This window comes from Actinosynnema sp. NPDC091369 (genome assembly GCF_044757065.1).
GTDB lineage: Bacteria > Actinomycetota > Actinomycetes > Mycobacteriales > Pseudonocardiaceae > Actinosynnema.
On the sequence record NZ_JBIVUG010000001.1, the window covers coordinates 698129 to 720822 of the forward strand.

The following is a 22694-nucleotide window of genomic DNA, read 5'->3' on the forward strand; positions in this document are numbered from 1 at the left end:
TCGGGGGTCCTGAACGTTCGACACGCGGGACCTGGGGGTTCGACACGCGGGTCAGGGTTCGGGGGTGCGGTGGCGGTGGCCGATCGGGATCACCAGCGGCGTGCCGGAGACCGGGTCGGGGACGACGCGGGCCTCCAGGCCGAAGACCTCCAGCAGGGTCGACTCGGTCAGCACGTCGGCGGGCGGTCCGGCGACGGCGATCCGGCCGTCCTTCATCGCGACCAGGCGGTCGGCGTAGCGGGCGGCCAGGTTCAGGTCGTGCAGCACCATCACCACGGTGCGGCCGAACTCCCGGTGCAGCCGCTGCACGAGGTCGAGCACATCGATCTGGTGCGCCAGGTCCAGGTACGTGGTCGGCTCGTCCAGCAGCAGCAGGTCGGTTCCCTGCGCCAGCGCCATCGAGATCCACGCCCGCTGCCGCTGCCCGCCCGACAGCTCGTCCACGGTCCGCTCGGCCAGCTCCGCCATGCCCGTCATCTCCAGGGCCGACGCCACCGCCGCCTCGTCCTCGGGCGAGAACTGCCGGTACCACGCCTGGTGCGGGTGCCGGCCGCGCGCGACCAGCTCGGCCACCGTCAGCCCCTCGGGCGCCTGCGGCGACTGCGGCAGCATCGCCAGCACCTTCGCCACCTCGCGGGTCGGCGTCCGGTCGATCCGCTTGCCGTCCAGCACCACCGCGCCCGCCCGCGCGGGCAGCAACCGCCCCAGCGCCCGCAGCAGCGTCGACTTGCCGCACCCGTTGGGCCCGATCACCGCCGTCACCGAACCGGACAGCACGTCCAGGTCCAGCTCCGACACCACCAGCCGCTCCCCGTACCCGACGGACAGCGCCTGCGCCTGAAGCCGAACAGCGGTCATACCCGTGCCTCCCGGCGACTGCGGACGAGCAGGAACATCAGGTAGGGCGCGCCGAGCACCGCGGTCACCACGCCCACCGGCAGCTCGAACCCGCCGAACGCCAGCCGCGCGACCAGGTCCGACACCACCACCAGCAGCCCGCCGACCACGGCCGACCCGAGCAGCGGCGGCGTGGCGGTGCCGGCCAGCCGCAGCGCGATCTGCGGCGACGCCAGCGCCACGAACGCCACCGGACCGGCCGCGGCGGTCGCCACGGCCGCCAGCACGACCGCGAGCAGCAGCATCACGCTGCGCGCACCGTTGATCCGCACGCCCAGCCCGCGCACGGTGTCGTCGTCGAACTGCAACGCGCCCAGCAGCCGGGAGCCGACCAGGGCCGCCGGGAGCAGCACCGCCAGCGCCACCCCGACCGGCACGACGTGCTCCCACCCGCGCCCGTTCAGGCTGCCGGTGATCCACACCATCACCCGCGCCGCGTCGGTGACGTCGCCGACGGTCAGCAGGTAGTGGGTGAAGTTGCCGGTCACGGCCGAGACGCCGATGCCGACGAGCACCAGCCGGAACCCCTCGATCCCCCGCCGCCACGCCAGGCCGTAGACCAGCAGCCCGGCCAGCAGGCCGCCGCCCAGCGCCGCCACCGGCACGCCGACCGTCGCCACCGTCCCGCCGACCGCGCCCATCGACCCGGCGAACGTGATCACGGTGACCGCGCCCGCGCCCGCACCCCACGTGATGCCGAGGATGTCGGGGCCGGCCAGCGGGTTGCGCGCGATCGACTGGAACACCGCGCCCGCCACGCCGAGCGCCGCGCCCACGAACACCCCGGTCAACGCCCGCGGCAGCCGCAGGTCGAGCACGATGAACCGCTGACCGCGCTGACCGCCGCCCAGCAGCACGTCGAACACCTGGCCCAGCGGGATCGGGAAGTCGCCGCGGGCCACGCTCACCGCGCCCGCGAGCACCACCAGGCCCAGGCCCGCCACCACGACGGCCACCGGCCGCCACCGCAGCGGACCGGACACCGGACCGACCCGGAAGCCGTTCACAGCTTCACCAGCTTCCGCCGCCGCACCAGGGCGATGAAGAACGGCGCGCCGACCAGGGCCATGACGACCCCGACCTCCAGCTCGCCCGGCCTGGCCACCACCCGGCCGACGATGTCGGCGACCAGCAGCACGATCGCCCCGAGCACGCCCGCGAACGGCAGCAGCCACCGGTGGTCCGGCCCGGTCAGCGCCCGCGCCGCGTGCGGCACGACCAGCCCGAGGAACCCGATCGGCCCGCACACCGCCACCGCGCCACCCACCAGCAACGTCGTGGCGACCACCCCGACGACCCTGGTCAGCGCCACCCGCTGCCCCAGCGACCTGGCCACGTCGTCACCGAGCGCGAGCGCGTTCAGGCCGGTCGCGTTGGCGCCGGCCAGCACCAGCCCGAGCAGCAGGAACGGCAGCACCTGCCACAGCAGGTCGAGCTCGCGCCCGGCGATGCCGCCGACCTGCCAGAACCGGAACGCGTCCAGGCTCTGCCGGTCCAGCAGCACCAGCGCGGAGACCAGGCCGTGCATGAGGGCGCTGACCGCCGCGCCCGCCAGCGCCAGCGTGACCGGGGTGGGCCCGTTGCGGCCCGAGCCGAGCAGGAACACCACGACGCTGGCCACCAGCGCGCCGCCGAACGCGAACCACACGTAGCCGTTCAGGCTGGTCACGCCGAGTGTGAAGATCGAGAGCACGACCGCGAACGCCGCGCCCTGGGTGACGCCGAGGATGCCCGGGTCGGCCAGCGGGTTGCGGGTGTGGCCCTGCATGAGCGCGCCGCCGACGCCCAGCGCCACCCCGACCGCGATGCCCAGGAGCGTGCGCGGCACCCGCAGGCCGCGGACCACGAGGTCGTTCTCCAGCCCGGTCGGCGCGGTCAGCGCGTGCCAGACGTCGGCGAGCGGGACGTCCTTCGCGCCGATGGCGACGCTGGCGAGCGCGACGGCGCCGAGGAGCCCGACGAGCAGGGCGAGGCGGGTGCTGCGGAGGGCCAACGCGCTCGCTCCTCCCACCGCGACCCGACCTTCGGTGAGGTAAGCCTAACCGAACACGGTGCGAGCACCGCCGGACACGCTCCGTGCCGCCGAACGGAGGAGGTGAAGATCACCTGGCCGCACGGGCGCGCGTTGCGCGCATCGGGCCGGCGGAATGGATCTTCGGCGCGGCGCGCGAGTGGGGAAAACAACCGAAGGGGCGCCGGAGGAATCCGGCGCCCCTTCGTCGATCGACGTAATTGCGGTGGCCTGGGCCACGTCCGCAAGTCGCGTCAGCCCTGCTGGTGGTAAGCCTCCAGCACCTCGGCCGGGATGCGACCGCGATCGGACACCTTCATGCCCTGCTTGCGGGCCCACTCCCGAATGGCCTGGTTCTGCTCGCGATCCGCCGAAGCGGGGCGAGCCGCCTTCACACCGGCCGGACGACCCGGGCCGCGCTTGCGGCCACCCGCCTTGCGGGCACTGGCGACGAAGTCGGCGAGAGCGTCGCGGAGCCTGGACGCATTGTCCGCAGAAAGGTCGATCTCGTAGGACACACCGTCCAATCCGAAGCCGACCGTCTCCTCGGCCTTCCCACCGTCCAGGTCATCGACCAGGGTCACGGTGACCTTCTGCGCCATGCGTATCCTCCTGGACTCGAATGCGCGGTGTTCCCCGACCGCGACCTAAAGCATTGGCGAGTGCAGGTTAGCGCACAACTGCGGGAATGCGCCGCCCGGAGTCCGAGAAGTTACTCATTCCGGGCGCACGAGGGGGAACAGGATCGTCTCCCGGATACCGAGACCGGTGAGCGCCATCAGCAGCCGGTCGATGCCCATTCCCACACCACCGCTCGGTGGCATTCCGTACTCCAGTGATCGCAGAAAGTCTTCGTCGACCGGCATCGCCTCGACGTCACCGGTCGCGCCAAGGCGGGCCTGGGCTTCCAACCGCTCGCGCTCCACCACGGGGTCCACCAGTTCGGAGTATCCCGTGGCCAACTCGAAACCGCGCACGTAGAGGTCCCACTTTTCGGCCACACCCGGTCGGGTGCGGTGCTGGCGGGTGAGCGGTGAGGTCTCCACCGGGAAATCACGCACGAAAGTCGGCGCGTGCAAGGAGTCGCCGACCAGGTGCTCCCACAGCTCTTCGACCAGCTTGCCGTGCCCGAGCTTCGGGTCGGTCTCCAGCCCGTGCTTGTCGGCGAGCGCGCGCAGCCGCTCCGAAGAAGTTTCGGGCGTGACTTCTTCACCGGCCGCCTCGGACAACGAGTCGTACATGCTCAACGTCGTCCACTCGCCGCCGAGGTCGTACTCGGAACCGTCGGCCAGCGTCACCACGTGCGAACCGGCGACCGCCATCGCGGCTTCCTGGATCAGCTCCCGGGTCAGCACCGCGTTGGTGTCGTACGTGGCGTACGCCTCGTAGTACTCCAGCATGGAGAACTCGGGCGAATGGGACGAGTCCATGCCCTCGTTGCGGAAGTTGCGGTTGATCTCGAAGACCTTCTCGATACCGCCGACCACGCACCGCTTGAGGTACAGCTCCGGCGCGATGCGCAGGAACAGGTCGATGTCGAGCGCGTTCGACCGGGTCACGAACGGCCGGGCGCTCGCGCCGCCCTGCAACGTCTGCAACATCGGGGTCTCGACTTCGACGAAACCGCGCCGGTGGAACGACTCCCGCAACGACCGCACCACCGCGGCCCGGTTGCGCACCGTGTTCCTGGCCTGCTCGCGCAGGATCAGATCCACGTACCGCTGGCGAATGCGGGTTTCCTCGGCGAGTTCCTTGTGCGCGACCGGCAACGGGCGCAACGCCTTCGCCGCCATGGACCAGCCGTCCGCCATCACGGACAGTTCGCCGCGGCGGGACGTGATGACCTCGCCGTGCACGAATACGTGGTCGCCCAAGTCGACGTCGGACTTCCATTCGGCGAGCGCCTGCTCGCCCACGCCGTTCAGGCTCAGCATGGCCTGGAGTTCGGTGCCGTCGCCCTCGCGCAGCGTCGCGAAGCACAACTTGCCGGTGTTGCGGATGAACATGACCCGGCCGGTCACCCCGACCACATCACCGGTCGACGTGTCGGGTTCCAGGCCCTGATGCGCTTCGCGGACCTCGCGCAACGTGTGCGTCCGCGGTACTTCGACCGGATACGGATCGACACCGCGTTCCAGCAGTCGCGCCCGCTTCTCCCGGCGCACCCTCAGCTGCTCGGGGAGATCGTCGTCGCTGGTCGCGGAACCGGTCGCTGGCTGCTCACTCACAGGACGAAGAGTACGGAAAGACCGCTCGGGAAATCGAACCGGATCTCACTAGGCTCGGTGTGGTGACGGGAGACGACTTGCGGGCACGACGGGCGAACTCCTTCGGAGCGCACGCCCCGGCATACGCGCAACACCGACCGGACTACCCCGCCGAGGCCATCCGCTGGGTGCTGGAGCCGCTGGGCGCGGGGCCGCACGACGTGCTGGACCTGGCGGCGGGCACCGGCAAGCTGACCGGCGGCCTGCTCGCCGAGGGCCACCACGTGACGGCCGTCGAGCCGGACGAGGGGATGCTGTCGGAGCTGGTGCGCCACCACGGCGCGGCACGCGCGCTGCCCGGCACGGCGGAGCGGATACCGCTGCCGGACCACACGGTGGACGCGGTCGTGGTCGGCCAGGCGTTCCACTGGTTCGACCCGGAGCGCGCGATGCCGGAGATCGCCCGCGTGCTGCGGCCGGGCGGGGTGCTGGCCGCGCTGTGGAACGACTACGACACCTCGGCGCCGTGGGTGGCGGACTTCGTCCAGGCGGCCCACTCCAGCGTCAGCCGGCAGGACGACCTGGCCTTCGACCCGATGACGGAGCACGAGCTGTTCACCGACCCGGTGAAGCGGGACTTCCCGCACGCGCACCGCCGCACCGCCGAGTCCCTGGTGGCGATGGTCAACACCCACTCGCACGCGCTGGTGATCCCGGAGGAGGAGCGGGCCGAGCTGAACGCGCGGATGCTCGCGTTCCTCAAGGCCCGCCCCGAAACCGCCGAGGGCGAGTTCGACCTGCCGCTGACCGTCCACGTGAAGCGGCTGCGCCGGGTCTGACCGCCGCTCACGCCCGGTTGCGCTCGAACACCAGCCGCAGGCCCAGCAGGGTCAGGTCCGGCACGTGCGAGTGGATGGTGGCCGACTCGGACACCACCAGGGGCGCGAGGCCGCCGGTCGCGATCACCGCCACCGGACCCGGCTCGCTCTCCTGGAGCTCGTCCACGATCCGGCGCACCAGCCCGTCGACCTGGCCGACGAACCCGTAGACGATGCCCGACTGGAGGCACTCCACGGTGTTCTTGCCGATCACCGACCGGGGCCGCACCAGCTCGACCTTGCGCAGCTGCGCGGCGCGGGCCGCCAGCGCGTCCACGGAGATCTCGATGCCCGGCGCCAGCGCGCCGCCGAGGAACTCGCCCTTGGCCGAGATCACGTCGAGGTTCGTGGACGTGCCGAAGTCGACCACCACGCACGCCGTGCTGTGCAGGTGGTGCGCGGCCAGCGTGTTGATCACCCGGTCGGAGCCGACCTCCTTGGGGTTGTCCACCAGCAGCGGCACGCCGGTGCGCACGCCCGGCTCCACCAGCACCTTCGGCACGCCCGCGTAGTACCGGCCGAGCATCACGCGCAGCTCGCGCAGCACGGCGGGCACGGTGGACAGCGCCGAGATGCCGGTGATCTTGTCGGCGTACTCGCCGAGCAGGCCGCGCATGGTCAGCGCCAGTTCGTCGGCGGTCATCCGGGCGTCGGTGCGCATCCGCCAGTCCCGGATCAGCGCGGCGGAGTCCCCCGTGCCGTCGTACAGGCCCAGCACGATGTTGGTGTTGCCGACGTCGATGGCGAGCAGCACTGCGGGTCTCCCCCTGTTTCTCGGCCTACTGCTTCCCGGCCTACTGCGTCTGGGTCTGCTAGTCCTCGGCCTGGATCAACGCGTCCAGCGCCGCCGCGTCCTCGGTCTCCGCCGCCACCGGCTCCGGCTGCGCCGGGACCTGCGCGGAGGTCGACCCGTTCACCAGCCCCGAGCCCTCCGGCGCGTGGGCCGGGTCGGCGCCGAGCTCGACCACCTTGTTGTCGGCGTCGACGAAGACCACCTTCGGTTCGTACACCCGCGCCTCGGCGTCGTCCATCTGCCCGTAGGCGATGAGGATCACCAGGTCGCCCGGCTTGACCAGGTGCGCCGCCGCGCCGTTGATGCCGATCACGCCGGTGCCGCGCGCGCCCGGGATGACGTAGGTCTCCAGCCGGGCGCCGTTGGTGACGTCCACGATCGCGACCTGCTCGCCCGCCAGCAGGTCGGCGGCCTCCATCAGGTCCTCGTCCACCGTGACCGAGCCGACGTAGTGCAGGTCGGCCTGGGTGACGGTGGCCCGGTGGATCTTCGACTTGAGCATGGTGCGGAACATGGCGGTCCCCTTACTCGTCACCGGTGCCGAGCAGCACGGCGACGTTGTCGATCAGTCGGGTGGAGCCGACGCGGGCGGCCACCAGGAGGCGGGCGTCGCCGTTCTCCGGCGCGGGGCCGAGGTCGGGCGCGCGCAGCTCCAGGTAGTCGAGGTCGACGCCGGGCGCCGCGGCGAGCGTGTCGCGCGCGGCCCTGAGCACGGCGTCCGCGCCCTGGCCGCTGACGTGCGCGCCCGCCACCAGCGCGGCGGACAACGCGGTCGCGGCGGAGCGCTCGTCTTCGGACAGGTAGCGGTTGCGGGAGGACAGCGCCAGGCCGTCGGGCTCGCGCACGGTCGGCACGCCGACCACGTCCAGCCCGAAGTTCAGGTCGCGCGCCATCCGGTGGATCAGCGTGAGCTGCTGGTAGTCCTTCTCGCCGAACACCGCGTAGGTGGGCTGCACGATGTTGAACAGCTTGGCGACCACGGACAGCACGCCGGCGAAGTGGCCGGGCCGGGTCTTGCCCTCCAGCTCGTCGCCGAGCGGGCCGGGGTCGACCGTGACCGTGCTGCCGGGCAGGTACATGTCGTCCACGGACGGCGCGAACACCAGCCCGACGCGCTCCTCGCGGCAGATGTCCACATCGGAGTCGAAGCTGCGCGGGTAGCGGTCGAAGTCCTCGTTGGGCCCGAACTGGGTCGGGTTCACGAAGATGGAGACGACGACCACGGTGTTCTGGAGGACCTGGGCCTCGCGGATCAGCTTGCGGTGGCCCTCGTGCAGCGCGCCCATGGTGGGCACCAGCGCGACGTTGCGACCGGCCGCCCGCAACGCCTTGGTGACGCGGCGCAGCCGGTCGGGGTCGCGGTGCACCGTCACGTCGCCCGGCTTGTAGTCGTCCTTGGTGAGCGGCTTGGTCATGCCTGTCCCTCTAGGGTGGTGCGGACTTCGGACGCGAGTTCGGGCTTGAGCAGCCCGGCGGCCTCGGCGCGCGCCGCGGTGCGGAGCGCCAGAACGCGGTAGGCGGGCAACGCGTCGGTTCCCGCCAGCTCTTCCAGGTGCTTGGCCACCGTGCCCGCGTCGCCGCGCGCGACCGGACCGGTGAGGGCGCGGTCGCCGTGCCGCAGGACGTTGTCCAGCGCGGCGGACAGCAGCGGGCCGAGCATCCGCTCGGCGTCGGCGATGCCCGCGCCGCGCAGCAGGTCCGCGCAGTCGGCGACCAGCGTGATCAGGTGGTTCGCGCCGTGCGCGAGGGCGGCGTGGTAGAGCGGGCGGGCGGCCTCGGGCACGCGCACCGGTTCCGCGGACATCTCCACCACCAGCGCTTCGCCGACGTGCCAGGCGATGTCGTCGCCGTCGGCCGCGGTGACGCCGACCGAGCAGGCGTTCATCCGCTGCACGTCCTCGGGCCGGCCGGTGAACGTCATCACGGGGTGCAGCGCCACGCACAGCGCGCCCAGCTCGGCCGCGGGCCGCAGCACCTCGACGCCCTGCGCGCCGCTGGTGTGCACGACGATCTGCCCGGCGCGCAGCGACCCGGTGGCCACGAGGCCGCGGACCAGGCCGGCCAGCTCGTCGTCGGGCACGGCCAGCAGCACCAGGTCGGCGGAGGCGGCGACGTCCGGCGGCGGCAGCACGGGCACGTCGGGCAGCAGTTCCTCGGCGCGGCGCAGGGAGTCGCGGGAAACGGCGGAGACGGCGCTCACGACGTGCCCGGACCGGGCCAGCGCGGCACCCAGGACCGAACCCACCCGGCCGGCCGAGATCACTCCCACGGCCAACCGCGCGGGGCGGGGGGTCGCGTCCATGCGACGTACTCCTTAAGGCGGCGTTCCAGTCCCGATGCTCGGGTACCGGACGACGGCCGCGAGCGTAATCCGGTGCGGTGCGGCGAGCCGTCAACTGCGACGAACGCCACCCGCGGCCTTCAGCGCGCCCGGCGCGTTCACGGCGGTCTGACGTGCGGCGACGAGCGCGGCGAGCAGCTTGGCGTGACGTTCCTCCGCGTCGTGGCCCGCGGTGCCGTTGGCCATGCGGTGGCGCAGGAACGCCAGTTCGGTGGCGGCGACCTGGTAGCCCGCGACGGCCTTGGCCGCCTCGTCGCCGACCTTGCGCTTGACCGTGCGGCGCCACCGGCTGCGGCCCTGGAGGCTGGCCAGCAGGGTGACCTCGCTGGAGGCGATCCACTTGTTGGCGGCCATGGCGGGCAGCTGCCCGGCGACGATCCGCTGCTCGCGGCGGCGCTGCCAGACGACCATGAGCACCATGCCGGCGAAGATCGGCACCATGATCAAGAAGTACAGGTTGATGAACGTGGAGCCGGTGCCGACCGTGGTGGAGAAGTTCCACAGCGAGTGCAGGCCCGCCGCGCCGAGGTAGCCCAGCACCGGCGCGATCACGCGCACCCGGCGGCTCGCGGTCATGGCCGCGATGCCGATCCCGATGCCGGTCATCGACGTGAACAGCGGGTGCGCGAACGGCGAGAGCACCCCGCGCAGGATGAACAGCGCGATCACGCCGCTGCCCAGGTCGCCGAACCCGCTGTCGGAGAAGACGCGGGCGAAGTACCAGATGTTCTCGGTGAACGCGAAGCCCGCGGCCGTCACGCCCGCGTAGACCACGCCGTCCACCACGCCGTCGAACTCCTGCCGCCGGCGCAGGAACAGCACCACGATGAACGCCGCCTTCGCGGCCTCCTCGGTGATCGGCGCGCCGATGACGGCGGCGAACGTGCTGCCGTCACCGCCGTTGATGAGCTGGCCGAGCACGTGCGCGGTCTGGTTGAACACCAGGGAGGTGATCGTCGCGCCGCACGCGCCCCAGAAGAACGCCAGCAGCAGGATCTTCGCGGGCTCCGGCTCCCAGCGGTCGACCCACAGGTAGGCGCCGATCACCGCGAGCACGGGCAGCAGGGCGGCCACCGCGCCGACCAGGATCGGCAGCAGGCCGGTCTGCGACGTGCCGAGGCCGAACAGGACCAGTCCGGACGCGCCCAGCGCGATCAGGCCCAGGACCGGGAGCAGGACGGTCCAGCGCTGCTGGTCGACGCGCTTGCGGGCGGGAGTGGTCACGAGGGGAAACCTTAAAGGGACACTTGACCGATGGTGGACTCGGAAGCCCTGTGGCGGGAGGCGCTGTACGGGCCGTCGGGGTTCTTCACGCGTGGCGAGGTCCCGGCGGACCACTTCCGCACCGCCCCGCTGGTGGGTCCTGAGCTGGCCGAAGCGCTGCTCGTGCTGCTCGATCGGGTGGACTTCGAGCTGGGTCGGCCGGCGCGGCTGGACTTCGTCGACGTGGGCGCCGGCGGTGGTGAGCTGGCCGGCGCGGTGCGGTCGCTGGCCTCGGGGTCGTTGGCGGCGCGGCTGGCGGTGACGGCGGTGGACGTCGGGCCGGCGCGGTCCGTGCCGGGGGTGCGGTGGCGGTCGGACCTGCCGTCGTCGGTGCACGGGCTGCTGGTCGGGCACGAGTGGCTGGACGCGGTGCCGTGCCCGGTGGTGACGGGGCCGTGCTCCCACCCGTGGCTGGACCGGTGGTGGCCGGTGGGCGAGGGGGAGCAGGCGGAGATCGGCGAGCCGCGGGACGTGGCGTGGGCGGACGCCGTGTCACGGGTGGCGCGCGGTGCGGCGCTGGCGGTGGACTACGGGCACGTGCGGGCCGACCGGGTGGCGGGCCGGTACGCGCGCGGGACGTTCGCCGCGTACCGGGGCGGGCGGCGGGTGGAGCCGGTGTTCGACGGCTCGTGCGACCTGACGGCGCACGTGGCGCTGGACGCGTGCGCCGAGGCCGCCGGTGGCGAGTGGGTGCTGGTCTCGCAACGGGACGCGCTGGCCGCGCTGGGCCTGGACGGCGAGGTCGGCACGCCCCGGGACGGGTCGGCGTGGCTGACGGCCGCGGAACGGGCGTCCCGCGTCGCCGAGCTGCGGGCCGAAGGCGGGCTGGGGTCGTTCGGGTGGCTGCTGCACGGCGTCGGCGTGCCCCTGCCGTCCCTGCTGCCGCCCCTGCCGCCGTGGCGGCCCTGACGGGTCTCGACGGCCGAAGACCGCCGGCACGGGCGGCCCGGTCCCGGCGAGAGTCGGGCGCATGAGAATCCACGCGCTGCCGAACGACGTGCTCGACCGGGCCCGCGCGCTCGCCGGCACGGACGAGCACCACGAGAGGCACGACGAGTCACCCGGCGCGCCGCTGCGCTGCTGCCTGCGCAAGGCCGGGCCCGGTGAGCCGGTGATCCTGTTCCGCCACACGCCCGCCGCGGGCGTGGGCCCGTACGAGGAGCTCGGGCCGGTGTTCGCGCACGCCGAACCGTGCGACGGGCCGGCGACCACGGCGGAGTTCCCGGAGGCGTTCCGCCACGCGCCGCGGACCCTGCGCGCCTACACCGCCGAAGGCCGCATCCACGACGGGGAGGTCGCCGGGCCGGACGTCCTCACCGACCGGGTCACCGCGCTGCTCGACGACCCGGACGTCGCCGAGGTCCAGGTCCGCAGCGTCTCCCACGGCTGCTTCCTGTTCGCGATCACCCGCGAGTAGCCCTGGACCGGCAGCCGCGGCTCGTGCCGTGCGACGATGGCCGGCGTGGAGATCACCGTTGGCGTGGGCGCCGGCGCCCGCCACCTGGGCGTGGACCGGGTGGTCGACCTCGGTCCCCTGCACCCGTCGGCGCACGGCGCGTACCGGCTGCGGCTCACCGTCCGCGACGACGAGGTCATCACGGCGGCGTCCCCGCTGGTCGGGCACCTGCACCGGGGCGCGGAGAAGCTGTTCGAGGTCCGCGACTACCGGCAGGTGCTCACCCTGGCCAACCGGCACGACTGGCTGGCCGCCTTCTGCAACGAGCTGGCCGTCGCGCTGGCCGTGGAGCGCATGACCGGCATGGACGTCCCGCCGCGCGCCCAGGTGCTGCGGGTGCTGCTGTGCGAGCTGAACCGGATCATGGCGCACCTGGTGTTCCTCGCGCCGCTCACCGGAACGCGTGACCGCGACGCCGTGCAGGCCGTGCTGGAGGAGGCGTCCGGCGGTCGCATCCACTTCATGTTCAACCGGATCGGCGGCCTGCGCGAGGACGTGCCGGCGGGCTGGACGGACCGGGTGCGCGACGTTCTGTCCACTGTGGACCCCGGCGAGGCGCCGGAGGGCTTGGCGGGCCTCGGGGTGCTCGACCGTGACGCCGCGCTGGCGTTCGGCGTCACGGGTCCGATCGGGCGGGCGTCCGGAGTGGACTTCGACCTGCGCCGCGACGACCCGCTGCCCGGTTACCGGAACCTGGACGTGCGGCCGGTGGTCCGCACCGAGGGCGACGCGCTGGCCCGCGTCCGGTGCCTGGTGGACGAGGTGCGCCTGTCCGCGGCGCTGGCGAACCGGTGCCTGGACGACCTGCCGACCGGCCCGGTCAACCTGCGGCTGCCCAAGGCGGTCAAGGCGCCCGAGGGCTCGGTCTACACGTGGGTCGAGGCCCCGCTGGGCACGTCCGGCGTGCACCTGGCCTCACGCGGCGAGAAGACGCCGTGGCGGCTGAAGCTGCGCACGCCGTCGTTCAACAACGTCCAGGCCCTGTCCGCGCTGCTGCCCGGCACGAAGGTGGCCGACCTGCCCGCGGTGCTCGGGTCGTTCGCCGTGGTGGTCGGCGACATCGACAAGTGAGCCCTAGTCCTCGCGGCGACGGCGGCGGCGGGGCGAGTCCCCTCCGCCGAACGCGGCCAGCAGCTCGCTGACCGACTTGCCGTCCGCGTGGGCGCCGGCGGGCTCGACCGGCTCCGGCGCGCTGCGCCTGCCGGACGGCTGCGGGGTGTCCTCCCACGAGTCCCAGCGCTCTTCGGCCCGACGACGGCCACCCGACTCGGCCGCGGGTTCGGCGGCCCGGCGACGGCCCTCGGGCGTCACGGCGGCCGACGCCGGCTCGGCCGCGCGCCCGCCGAGCGACTCGGGCTCGGCCGCGCGGCGGCGACGTGCCTCGTCGTCGGCCGACGCCCGCCGCGCGGGTTCGGCCACCGGCACGTGCTCGCCGGTCAGCTCGGCCCGCGCCGCCGGTCGGCGCGCCTGCTCACCGGCCGGCTCGGGACGGCCGACCGGCCGGTGCTCACCGGTCAGGTCCCGCGCTGCCGGCCGACCTGCCGGCTCGACCGGACGGTGCTCGCCGGTCAGGTCCGCCCGTGCGGCGGGGCGACGGGCGGGGTCGACGGGGTGGTGCTCGCCGGTGGGCTGCGCGACGGGCCGACGACCCGCCTCACCGGCCACGTCCGCCCTCGCCGCGGGACGACGACCCGGCTCACCGGCCGGGTGGTGCTCACCGGTCGGCGGCGCGGCGGGCCGACGAGCGGGGTCGACGGGCCGGTGCTCGCCGGTCAGGTCGGCTCGCGGGCGACGCGGCTCCACCGGGCGGTGCTCGCCCGTCAGCTCGGCCCGCGCGGTCGACGGTCGGCGCACGTCCGCGGCAGCGGGGCGCTGGTCACCGGTCGACCCGGCCCGCTGCTCACCCGTCCGCCGCGCGGGCGCGTCCGCCACCGCGTCCCGGCTGATCATCTCGGTCCGCTCGGCCACCCGGCTGCGCCGCTGCACGGTGTGCTCGGTCTTCGACGGCTCGGCCGGCCGGCCGGCCGCGGGCGGCGACAACCTCGCCGCCACGTCCCGGCCCACCCGCTCGGTCGGCTCCGCCTTCGCCGCCTCCCGCCGCACGACCACCGGCGGCGTGGGGCGGGGCTGGGCCGCCGCGCGGGCCGGTTCGCGGCGCGCCGGCTGGGCCTGCTCGCGCCGCGCGGGCTCGGGGCGCGTCGGTTCGGGACGCCGGACCTGGTCCTTGCGCGCGGTGTCCACGCCGACCCGCTCGATCAGCTCGGTCCGGTCCGCCTGCGGCTTCTCCGCGGCCTTCTTCGTCACCGGCACGGCGGGCCCGGCGTTGATGATCCGCTTGTCCCCCACCGCCATCAGCCGCGACTGGTCGGACAGGGCGCGCATCCGGGTCGACTCGGCGCGCAGCGCCACCCGCTCGACCAGCACCTCGCCGCCGAGCAGGGCCTCCAGGTTCTCCCGCAGGGCGCGCAGCTCGCCGCGCAGCGCCTCCAGGTCGTCCTTGGCCTCCTCCTGCACCCGCTTGCGGGTCTCGGCCTCGACCTCCAGCTCGTACTCGCGCCGGGCCGCGATCTCGCGCTCCAGCTCGAGCTCGTAGACCGACTGGAGATCGGCCACCTCGTCCTCGCGGTCGGCCACCTGCCTGCGGTAGCGGGCCGCGAGGAACGCGCCGACCAGCGCCGCCCACAGCGCGGCGACCACGGCCAACCGCAGCCAGCGGGCGTTGTCGCTCAGCACCAGCACCGCCGCGGCGCCCAGGGCGAGCGCCAGCGCCGCTACCAGCAGTAGTCGCCCGAAGCCACGACCGTGATCCTGCTGCTCGTCATCTGCCGACGCGCCTCGCCCGGTCATGGCGTCTACCGTACCGGTCAGTTACCCGATTGAGACCTCCGCGTCCGTATCTACTGATCCGGGTGCGGGTCGTCGGGCGTCTTGCAGCAGCGTTCCAGCCACAACGCGGCCGCGATCAGCACCGCCGCGCACACCGCGCCGACCACCCCGCTGACCGTGTCGTGGTCGGCCGCCTCGAACTCGCCGCGGGCCGGCAGCACGTACACGAGGACCCCCGCCCACGCCCCCAGCATGATCGCTCCGAGTAGCGACGACGCCTTGGCGAACGCCACCGCGCGCGCCGCGGTCAACGGCTCGACGGGCCGCGCGCCGGGCTTGCGCAGGATGCGGGCGCGCAGCGAGAACGCCAGCCACCCGTTGACGATCGCGATCACCAGCAGGGTGAAGCCGGCGAACGTGGGCAGCGGCGGCAGGGTGTCGTAGGCGAGCCTGGTCAGCAGGTGCGCGAGCAGGCCCGCGACGAGTCCGGCGGCGAGCAGGTCACGGGGCTTGGTGAACCTCACCCCACCATCGTCCCCGACTACTCGACCAGCGCGGTCTCGCGCCTGCCGAACAGCGACAGCACGGGCAGCCACGGCGCGGGGTCGGTGTCCCAGTCCAGCGCGCGCACCTGGTCGTCGTCGCGCCGGCCACCCAGCACCCGCAGCAGCTCGAACGACGACGTGCGCAGCCCGCCCGCCGGGTCACCCTCGCCCACGACCCGGTCGCCGTGCTCCAGGGTGATCTTCAGCGCGGGCAGGTGCCGGGCCCGCAGCCGCTTGTCCAGCTCCTGCAACGGCCGCGTCAGCGCCGCGCGCACGGCCACGCCGTCGCGCTCGCCCGGCCGTCCCAGGGCGGTGCGGATGTCGTGCTCGTGCGAGACGATCTCCGCGATCAGCACCGCGCCCATGGGCGAGTCGAACAGCCCCTCGGCGATCTGGAAGTTGCGCTCCCACTCGACCAGCAGCTCGCCCACGCTGCGCCCGCGCCGCTCGGTCACGTGCCGCTCGCCCCACGAGCCGTCCTCGACGCCCTCGAACCGCTGCTCGGCGAAGTCCCCCAACCCGCCCGCGAGGTGCGCCAGCACGTCCCGGACCGCCCAGCCGGGGCACGCGGCGACCGGCGCGTCGGGGTCGCCGCCGGTGACCAGGCTGATGATCCGCCGCCGTGCGGCGTCGTAAGTGACCGCGTTGCTCATCGCGACACCTCCGCGGCCCACGCTAACCCCGCCGCACGCGCGCCGCAGCGCCGCTCAGAGCAGCGCGAGCTCGTCCCGCCGGGTGACGCCGCCGAGGTCCAGCCCGGCCAGCAGGTCGCGCGCGCGACCGCGCCCCGGCACGACCGCGTCCGGCTCCACGTCCAGCCACGGCACCAGCACGGACGCGCGTTCGTGCGCGCCGGGGTGCGGCAGCAGCAGCTCCGGGTCCGACGACCGCACGCCGTCCACCGTGACGACGTCCACGTCCAGCGTCCGCGGCCCCCACCGCAGCTCCCGGACCCGCCCGGCCGCCTGCTCCAGCGCCTGCCCGCGCCGCAGCCAGCCCCACTCGTCCACGTCGCCGGACACGACCAGCACCGCGTTGAGGAAGTCGCCCTGGTCCGTCACGCCCCACGGCGCGGTCTCGTACACCGGCGACGCGGCCACCAGCACGTCGGCGAACCCGGCCACCGCCAGCCGCAGGTGGGCCAGCCGGTCGCCCAGGTTCGAACCGAGCGACAGCACCGCCCTAGTCACGGGTGCGCCGGATCGTCACCGCGACGTCCTCGAACACCAGCGGGATCGGCGCGGACGGCTTGTGCACGGTCACCTCGGTCGCCCGGACCCGCAGGTCGGTCATCACCTCGTCGGCCACCTTGCCCGCCACCGTCTCGATCAGGTCGTGCGGCCCGCCCGCCACGATCGCCGCCGCGCGCTCGGCCAGCTCGCCGTAGTGCAGCGTCTCCCGCAGGTCGTCCGTGGCCGCCGCGCGCGACAGGTCCAGCCACGCGGTGATGTCGACCAGGAAGTCCTGCCCGTCGCGCTTCTCGTGCTCGAACACGCCGTGGAACCCGCGCACCCGCAGGCCCCGCAACGAGATCCGGTCGCACACCTCCGCCGGCCCGCTCACGTCAGTGGGCACTTCCACGCCTCCAAGCCCGAGCCACCGCCACCGCGTCCAACGACCGGTCGACGTCGTGCACCCGCACGCCCCACGCGCCGGCGAACGCCGCCAGCGCCGACACCGCCGCGGTCGCGTCCTCCCGGCCGTCCGGGGCGCGGTCGCCGAGCAGCGAACCCAGGAACCGCTTGCGCGACGCGCCGACCAGCACCGGGAACCCCAGCTCCAGCAGCGAGTCCAGCCCGTGCAGCAGCTGCCAGTTGTGCGTGGCGTCCTTGGCGAACCCCAGACCGGGGTCGAGCACGATGTCGTCCGACGCCACACCGGCGGCCAGGGCCGCGTCCACCTGGCGGCACAGCTCCTCGCGCACCTCGCGCACGACGTCGTCGTACACGGCGAGCTGGTCCATCCGCCTGCTGTGCCCGCGCCAGTGCATCAGCACGTACGGCACGCCCGCCGAGGCCACCAGCGGCGCCATGCCCGGGTCGGCGAGCCCGCCGGACACGTCGTTCACGATCGACGCGCCCGCCTCCAGCGCCGCCCGCGCGACCTCGGCCCGCGTGGTGTCCACGCTGACCGGCACGCCCTCGGCGACCAGCGCCCGGATCACCGGCGCGACCCGGGCCGCCTCCACCTCCGGCGACACCCGGCCCGCGCCGGGGCGGGTCGACTCGCCGCCCACGTCCACCAGGTCCGCGCCGCGCCGGAACATGGCCACGCCGTGCGCCACGGCGTCGTCCAGGTCGAGGTACCGGCCGCCGTCGGAGAACGAGTCGGGGGTGACGTTGAGCACGCCCATCACCACGCAGTGCCCCGGCCTGGGCACGCTCACCGCAACCGCCCCTTGATCAGCTCGATCGCCTCCGACCGCGTCGACGCCGAGTCGCGCAGCAGCCCGCGCACCGCCGACGTCGTGGTCCGCGAGCCGGGCTTGCGCACGCCGCGCATGGCCATGCACAGGTGCTCGGCCTCGACCACGACGATCACGCCGCGCGGTTCGAGCCGGCGCATCAGGGCGTCCGCCACCTGCGACGTCAGCCGCTCCTGCACCTGCGGCCGCTTGGCGTACAGGTCGACCAGCCGGGCCAGCTTCGACAGCCCGGTCACCCGGCCGTGCTCGTTCGGGATGTACCCGACGTGCGCGACGCCGTGGAACGGCAGCAGGTGGTGCTCGCAGAACGAGAACATCGGGATGTCGGTGACCAGCACCAGCTCCTCGTGGCTCTCGTCGAACGTCCGGGCCAGCACGCCGTCCGGGTCGGTGTGCAGCCCGGCGAACAGCTCCCGGTACGCCCGCGCCACCCGCGCCGGGGTGTCGCGCAGCCCTTCGCGCTCCGGGTCCTCACCGCAGGCGAGCAGCAGTTCGCGCACGGCGGCCTCGGCCCGCTTCTGGTCGAAGGGCCGGCGCGCCAAACCGGCCCCCCCGTTGACGGAGAGGCCGGTCTGGTCGATCGCGGTGTCGTGCTCGGTCACGTGCGGTTGTCCGGGTCCGTGTCGAAGGACCGCTTCCCGGCTTCCGCGTCCGTGGGCTCCGGCTGCCACTGCGGCGGCTGCGCGCCGTGCGAGTGGGCGCCACCGCCGGGCACCGTCGCGGGCGTCCACCCGGGCGGCGCGCCGTAGTTCGGCGGGCCGGACGACGGGTGCTGCGGCTGCGGCGGGTAGGGCTGCTGCTGCTGCTGCGGCGGCGGCGGCTGCTGGTACGGCTGGGGCTGGGCCCCGTGGTGGCCGTTCGGTGGCGTGGGCACCGGGTCCGGGATCCGCGGGTCGGAGTCGATCGTGTCCTCGATCGCGGGCGGCCACGGCTCGCCGCGCTCCTTGGCCAGTTCCGCCGGGGTCTTGACCGGCGGCTTGTCCGACGGGGTGCGGTGGCCGAAGTCGTTGAACTTCGTGATCCGGGGCCGCTTCTCGACCTTGGCGAAGATCCGCTCCAGGTCCTTCTGGTGCAGCGTCTCCTTCTCGATCAGCTCCAGCGTGAGCGCGTCGAGCACGTCGCGGTAGGTGTTGAGCACCTCGTACGCCTCGGTGTGCGCGGCCTCGATCAGCTCGCGGACTTCCTCGTCGATCTCGTGCGCGACCTCGAGCGAGTAGTCGGCCTGCCGGCCCGCGGTGCGGCCGAGGAACGGCTCGCCCTGCTCCTGGCCGTACTTGACCGCGCCGAGCCGGGCGGACATGCCGTACTCGGTGACCATCGCGCGGGCGATCTTGGTCGCCTGCTCGATGTCGTTGGACGCGCCCGTGGTCGGCTCGTGGAAGACCAGCTCCTCGGCGGAGCGGCCGCCCAGCGCGAACACCAGCCGGGCGATCATCTCGGACCTGGTCATCAGGTCCTTGTCCTCCTCGGGCACGGACAGGGTGTGACCACCCGTCCGGCCGCGGGCCAGGATCGTGACCTTGTAGACCGGGTCGATGTCCGGCATGGCCCACGCGGCCAGGGCGTGCCCGGCCTCGTGGTAGGCGGTGATCTTCTTCTCCTTCTCGGAGATGATCCGGCTCTTGCGGGCCGGGCCGCCGATCACGCGGTCCACCGACTCCTCCAGCGCGGCGCTGGTGATGACGGTGCCGTTCTGGCGCGCGGTGAGCAGCGCGGCCTCGTTGATCACGTTGGCCAGGTCGGCGCCGGAGAAGCCGACGGTGCGCTTGGCCAGGCCGTCCAGGTCCGTCTCCGGGGCCAACGGCTTGCCCTTGGCGTGCACGCGCAGGATCTGCTTGCGACCCTTCAGGTCCGGCGCGGACACCGGGATCTGCCGGTCGAACCGGCCGGGGCGCAGCAGCGCCGGGTCCAGGATGTCGGGCCGGTTCGTCGCCGCGATCAGGATGATCCCGCCGCGCGAGTCGAAGCCGTCCATCTCGACCAGCAGCTGGTTGAGCGTCTGCTCGCGCTCGTCGTGGCCACCGCCGAGGCCGGCTCCGCGGTGGCGGCCGACCGCGTCGATCTCGTCGACGAAGATGATGCACGGCGCGTTCTGCTTGGCCTGCTCGAACAGGTCGCGCACCCGCGAGGCGCCGACGCCGACGAACATCTCCACGAAGTCCGAGCCGGAGATCGAGTAGAACGGCACGCCGGCCTCGCCGGCCACGGCGCGCGCGAGCAGCGTCTTGCCGGTGCCGGGCGGGCCGTACAGCAGCACGCCCTTGGGGATCTTCGCGCCCAGGGCCTGGTAGCGGCCCGGGTTCTGCAGGAAGTCCTTGATCTCGTAGAGCTCTTCGACGGCCTCTTCGGCGCCCGCGACGTCGGCGAACGTCGTCTTGGGCATGTCCTTGGACAGCTGCTTGGCCTTGGACTTGCCGAAGTTCAGGACGCGGTTGCCCCCGCCCTGGGCGTTGTTCATCATCCACATCAGCAGGAGCAGCAGCAGGCCCAGCGGGACCAGGTACAGCAGCATCTGCATCAGGAACGAGTCCTGCGTGACCTTGGTCTCGACGACCGGCTTGTTGCCCGCTTGGTCGAGGATGGTGAAGATCTCGTCCGTGGAGCTCGCCGGGAACTGGGCGCGCACGCGGTTGCTGCCCTCGACGGTCACCCCGTCGTTGAGGGTGAGCTTGAGGAGCTGCTCCTTGTCCTCGATCGTGGCTTCCTTGACCTGGCCGTCCCGGATCTGTTGCAGTGCCTGGGACGTCTTGATCGGGGTGTAGCCCCGGTTGTCGTCGAAGAGCACGTTGAAGGCGTAAAAGAGCAGCAACACCGCCACGATCCACAGCAGCGGGTTGCGAAGCAGGCGCTTGCGGTCCATGCACTTACGGCCGGCGGGCGGCCTCGACCCTCCCTGACTTGTCGACGGGCGCAGACGGGCACACCCGTCCGACCAGACTACCGCCCATGGCTCGGGCGAAGCGCTCCGCGTGCGGGCCCTGTCGCGTCTTGCCGGACCAACGGGCGGGGACGGCTCCGGGTTCCCGTGGTGACGGTGAACACGCGTCCCAGGTCAACAGGGGTCACCCGGTCGAGCGATTCGGCGGTGAACCGGGTGGGGATCAACCCCGTAACACTTACCGGGGGTCATGCGTTACTAGCAGGTAGCAACCACATGAGGGACGCTCACGTGACGTAGAACACGAGAGTTTGTCATGTGAGTGAGCCGTGTCATCCTCGGCAACCACCGAGTGTTCTTCGCCCACCCGAAAGGGTGAACACCGACCGAAGGTACGAAGCATGTCAGCTCGCCACCCGGACGGCCCCGGTCGCTTCCGCCGCGTCCTCCTGCCCGTCGGCGCCCTGATCGGCGTCATCGCCGCCGCGGGCATCACCGTCGTGGCGCTGCGGGCCACCAGCGGGCCGGAGTGCAAGGGCACCCTACCGCTCAAGATCGCGGTCACGCCGGCGATCGAGGAGGTCGTGCGCGGCGCCGCCGACGACTACCAGGCCACCCAGCCCATGGTGGACGGCAAGTGCGTGCAGGTGCAGGTCGAGGCGCGCGGCGCGGCCGACGTGGCCAACGAGCTGCCGACCGCGCAGATCAACCCGCCCGCGCTGTGGGTGCCGGACTCGTCCATGTGGGCCGCCGAAACGCAGCGGCAGGCCGGCGACGAGGGCGAGGAGGCGCCGCGCCTGGACGTCCTCGACCCGCTGGCGAGCTCGCCGCTGGTGATCGCGGGCTCGGAGCCGTCGATGTCCGCGCTCGGCTGGCCGATCACGCCCGTGACCTGGGCGAAGGTCGTCGACCCGAAGGTGCCGGTGACGCTGAGCGACCCGACCACGTCCACCGAGGGCCTGGCCACGCTGGCGGTCATCCGGGCGCAGCTCGGCAACCCGGACGGCACGCCGAAGCCGGAGCTGATCGGCGCCCTGCTGCGGGTCGGCCGCAACGCGCTGCCGTCCGTGCGCGACGCGTTCGGCAAGGTCGTGCAGGGCGAGGAGAACGCGCCCGTGTTCACCGCCTCGGAGCAGTCGGTGCTGGCGGCCAACCGCACGGCCGGGTCGCGCCGGGTCGTCGCCTCCTACCCCAAGGAGGGCACGGTCTCGTTCGACTACCCGCTGGTGCGGGTCACCCGGTCGGGCGAGCAGGTGGGCACCGCCCAGGCCGCGGACGGCTTCGCGAAGGCGCTGCGCGCGGGCCGGACCGCCCAGCGGTTCGCCGAGGCGGGGTTCCGCACGCCCGACGGCAAGGCGCCCGGCGGGTGGACCAACGAGAAGGACGGCGTGCGCGGCGACGACGTGGCCGTGCTCAAGACACCGGACCCGGACCAGGTCTCCGAGCTGCTGCGCACGTGGGGCGCGGTGAGCCTGGACACCCGGCTGCTGGCGGTGCTGGACGTGTCCGGCTCGATGGCCGAGAAGATGAGCAACGGCCAGACCCGGGTCGAGGCGGCCCGGGAGGCGGCGCTGACCGCGCTGGGCATGCTGCCGGACACCTCGGAGATCGGCCTGTGGGCGTTCTCGACGAACAAGAAGCCGCCGAACGACTGGATCGAGCTGGTGCCGGTGGGCCCGCTGGGCGAGCCGATCGGCGGCGCGCCGCGACGGGTGCAGCTGCAGAAGGGCGCGGGCGGCCTGCCCGCCCTGGTCGGCGGCGGCACGGCGCTGCACGAGACGGCGCTGGCCGCGTTCCGGCACGTGCAGCAGACCTACGACCCGTCGAAGATCAACTCGGTCACGCTGATCACCGACGGCAGCAACGACGACATCTCCAGCATCGACCTGCCCGCCCTGGTCGCCACGCTGAAGCGCGAAGCCGACCCGGCCCGACCGGTGCCGATGATCATGGTGGGGCTGGGTGCGGACGCGGACATGAACGCGTTGCGGCAGATCGCCGACGCCACCGGCGGCAAGGCTTACCAGGCGATGGAGCCGGAGGACATCCGCGGCGTCCTGCTGGACGGCATCTCCCAGCGGCGCTGCCGGCCGAACTGTTGACATTGCCGCTGCTCCGCAGACGGCGTCTCGGCCGCCTGGAAGTCGGCCCATCGTGTCGCCTTTCCCACCGAT

Annotated in this window: 23 protein-coding genes; 5 read left to right on the forward strand and 18 right to left on the reverse strand. The window is 73.2% G+C overall.

Annotation, left to right across the window (positions count from 1 at the left end):
• Positions 1-51: 51 nt before the first annotated feature.
• The 5 genes from ACIQMJ_RS03385 to lysS form a co-directional block, all read right to left on the reverse strand.
• Entirely contained in the window at positions 52-858 is an 807-nt protein-coding gene (locus ACIQMJ_RS03385; RefSeq protein WP_499759393.1) for an ABC transporter ATP-binding protein, read from the reverse strand.
• Entirely contained in the window at positions 855-1904 is a 1050-nt protein-coding gene (locus ACIQMJ_RS03390) for a FecCD family ABC transporter permease (protein WP_499759394.1), read from the reverse strand. The genes ACIQMJ_RS03385 and ACIQMJ_RS03390 overlap by 4 nt, the downstream gene beginning before the upstream one ends.
• Complete coding sequence (locus ACIQMJ_RS03395; RefSeq protein WP_499759395.1) at positions 1901-2890, reverse strand: FecCD family ABC transporter permease; 990 nt, start codon at positions 2888-2890, stop codon at positions 1901-1903. Before ACIQMJ_RS03395 ends, ACIQMJ_RS03390 begins: the two co-directional genes overlap by 4 nt.
• Positions 2891-3162: 272 nt before the next feature.
• Positions 3163-3510 (reverse strand): histone-like nucleoid-structuring protein Lsr2, encoded by a 348-nt coding sequence (locus ACIQMJ_RS03400; RefSeq protein ID WP_073886911.1) that lies wholly within the window; start codon positions 3508-3510, stop codon positions 3163-3165.
• 114 nt (positions 3511-3624) lie between these two features.
• Entirely contained in the window at positions 3625-5136 is a 1512-nt protein-coding gene (gene lysS, locus ACIQMJ_RS03405) for a lysine--tRNA ligase (RefSeq protein WP_499759396.1), read from the reverse strand.
• 62 nt (positions 5137-5198) lie between these two features.
• Here lysS and ACIQMJ_RS03410 point away from each other — a divergent pair, with 62 nt between their 5' ends.
• On the forward strand, positions 5199-5954 hold the full coding sequence (locus ACIQMJ_RS03410; protein WP_499759397.1) for a class I SAM-dependent methyltransferase: 756 nt from the start codon (positions 5199-5201) through the stop codon (positions 5952-5954).
• Positions 5955-5961: 7 nt separating this feature from the next.
• On the opposite strand, the gene ACIQMJ_RS03415 is transcribed toward ACIQMJ_RS03410, so the two are convergent.
• The 5 genes from ACIQMJ_RS03415 to ACIQMJ_RS03435 form a co-directional block, all read right to left on the reverse strand.
• Complete coding sequence (locus tag ACIQMJ_RS03415; RefSeq protein WP_499759398.1) at positions 5962-6747, reverse strand: type III pantothenate kinase; 786 nt, start codon at positions 6745-6747, stop codon at positions 5962-5964.
• A gap of 58 nt (positions 6748-6805) precedes the next feature.
• The gene (gene panD / locus ACIQMJ_RS03420) at positions 6806-7300 is read right to left on the reverse strand and encodes an aspartate 1-decarboxylase (protein WP_499759399.1); all 495 of its coding nucleotides are present in this window, start codon (positions 7298-7300) and stop codon (positions 6806-6808) included.
• Between the two features lie 10 nt (positions 7301-7310).
• Entirely contained in the window at positions 7311-8201 is an 891-nt protein-coding gene (gene panC / locus ACIQMJ_RS03425; RefSeq protein WP_499759400.1) for a pantoate--beta-alanine ligase, read from the reverse strand.
• Positions 8198-9088 (reverse strand): Rossmann-like and DUF2520 domain-containing protein, encoded by an 891-nt coding sequence (locus tag ACIQMJ_RS03430; RefSeq protein ID WP_499759401.1) that lies wholly within the window; start codon positions 9086-9088, stop codon positions 8198-8200. Before ACIQMJ_RS03430 ends, panC begins: the two co-directional genes overlap by 4 nt.
• A 90-nt stretch (positions 9089-9178) precedes the next feature.
• Positions 9179-10351, reverse strand: coding sequence for a PrsW family intramembrane metalloprotease (locus ACIQMJ_RS03435; protein WP_499759402.1), 1173 nt, complete (start codon positions 10349-10351; stop codon positions 9179-9181).
• A gap of 30 nt (positions 10352-10381) precedes the next feature.
• On the opposite strand from ACIQMJ_RS03435, the gene ACIQMJ_RS03440 reads away from it, so the two are divergent.
• The 3 genes from ACIQMJ_RS03440 (at position 10382) to ACIQMJ_RS03450 (ending at position 12917) form a co-directional block, all read left to right on the forward strand.
• Positions 10382-11299 (forward strand): SAM-dependent methyltransferase, encoded by a 918-nt coding sequence (locus tag ACIQMJ_RS03440; RefSeq protein WP_499759403.1) that lies wholly within the window; start codon positions 10382-10384, stop codon positions 11297-11299.
• Between the two features lie 61 nt (positions 11300-11360).
• The gene (locus ACIQMJ_RS03445) at positions 11361-11807 is read left to right on the forward strand and encodes a DUF1203 domain-containing protein (protein ID WP_499759404.1); all 447 of its coding nucleotides are present in this window, start codon (positions 11361-11363) and stop codon (positions 11805-11807) included.
• A gap of 36 nt (positions 11808-11843) precedes the next feature.
• A complete protein-coding gene (locus ACIQMJ_RS03450; RefSeq protein WP_499759405.1) occupies positions 11844-12917 on the forward strand; it encodes an NADH-quinone oxidoreductase subunit D in 1074 nt (357 codons plus the stop codon).
• Between the two features lie 3 nt (positions 12918-12920).
• Here the strand turns inward: ACIQMJ_RS03450 and ACIQMJ_RS03455 are convergent, their stop codons facing one another.
• Genes ACIQMJ_RS03455 through ftsH form a run of 8 tightly spaced genes read right to left on the reverse strand, consistent with a single transcriptional unit; the run spans position 12921 to position 20502 of the window.
• Positions 12921-14693 carry a DUF6779 domain-containing protein gene (locus tag ACIQMJ_RS03455; protein ID WP_499759406.1) on the reverse strand — a complete coding sequence of 591 codons (1773 nt, stop codon included), beginning with the start codon at positions 14691-14693 and terminating at the stop codon, positions 12921-12923.
• Between the two features lie 50 nt (positions 14694-14743).
• The gene (locus ACIQMJ_RS03460; RefSeq protein WP_499759407.1) at positions 14744-15196 is read right to left on the reverse strand and encodes a DUF3180 domain-containing protein; all 453 of its coding nucleotides are present in this window, start codon (positions 15194-15196) and stop codon (positions 14744-14746) included.
• 17 nt (positions 15197-15213) lie between these two features.
• On the reverse strand, positions 15214-15870 hold the full coding sequence (locus tag ACIQMJ_RS03465; protein WP_499759408.1) for a maleylpyruvate isomerase family mycothiol-dependent enzyme: 657 nt from the start codon (positions 15868-15870) through the stop codon (positions 15214-15216).
• Positions 15871-15924: 54 nt separating this feature from the next.
• Complete coding sequence (folK, locus tag ACIQMJ_RS03470) at positions 15925-16407, reverse strand: 2-amino-4-hydroxy-6-hydroxymethyldihydropteridine diphosphokinase (protein ID WP_499759409.1); 483 nt, start codon at positions 16405-16407, stop codon at positions 15925-15927.
• Positions 16400-16762, reverse strand: a complete 363-nt coding sequence (folB, locus tag ACIQMJ_RS03475) for a dihydroneopterin aldolase (RefSeq protein WP_499760237.1) — start codon at positions 16760-16762, stop codon at positions 16400-16402. Before folB ends, folK begins: the two co-directional genes overlap by 8 nt.
• Positions 16763-16781: 19 nt before the next feature.
• Positions 16782-17570 (reverse strand): dihydropteroate synthase, encoded by a 789-nt coding sequence (gene folP / locus ACIQMJ_RS03480; protein WP_499760238.1) that lies wholly within the window; start codon positions 17568-17570, stop codon positions 16782-16784.
• Positions 17571-17599: 29 nt separating this feature from the next.
• Complete coding sequence (gene folE, locus ACIQMJ_RS03485) at positions 17600-18223, reverse strand: GTP cyclohydrolase I FolE (protein WP_387488085.1); 624 nt, start codon at positions 18221-18223, stop codon at positions 17600-17602.
• A gap of 17 nt (positions 18224-18240) precedes the next feature.
• On the reverse strand, positions 18241-20502 hold the full coding sequence (gene ftsH / locus ACIQMJ_RS03490; RefSeq protein ID WP_499759410.1) for an ATP-dependent zinc metalloprotease FtsH: 2262 nt from the start codon (positions 20500-20502) through the stop codon (positions 18241-18243).
• Positions 20503-20921: 419 nt separating this feature from the next.
• On the opposite strand from ftsH, the gene ACIQMJ_RS03495 reads away from it, so the two are divergent.
• Positions 20922-22622 carry a substrate-binding and VWA domain-containing protein gene (locus tag ACIQMJ_RS03495; protein ID WP_499759411.1) on the forward strand — a complete coding sequence of 567 codons (1701 nt, stop codon included), beginning with the start codon at positions 20922-20924 and terminating at the stop codon, positions 22620-22622.
• The last annotated feature ends 72 nt before the right edge of the window (positions 22623-22694 follow it).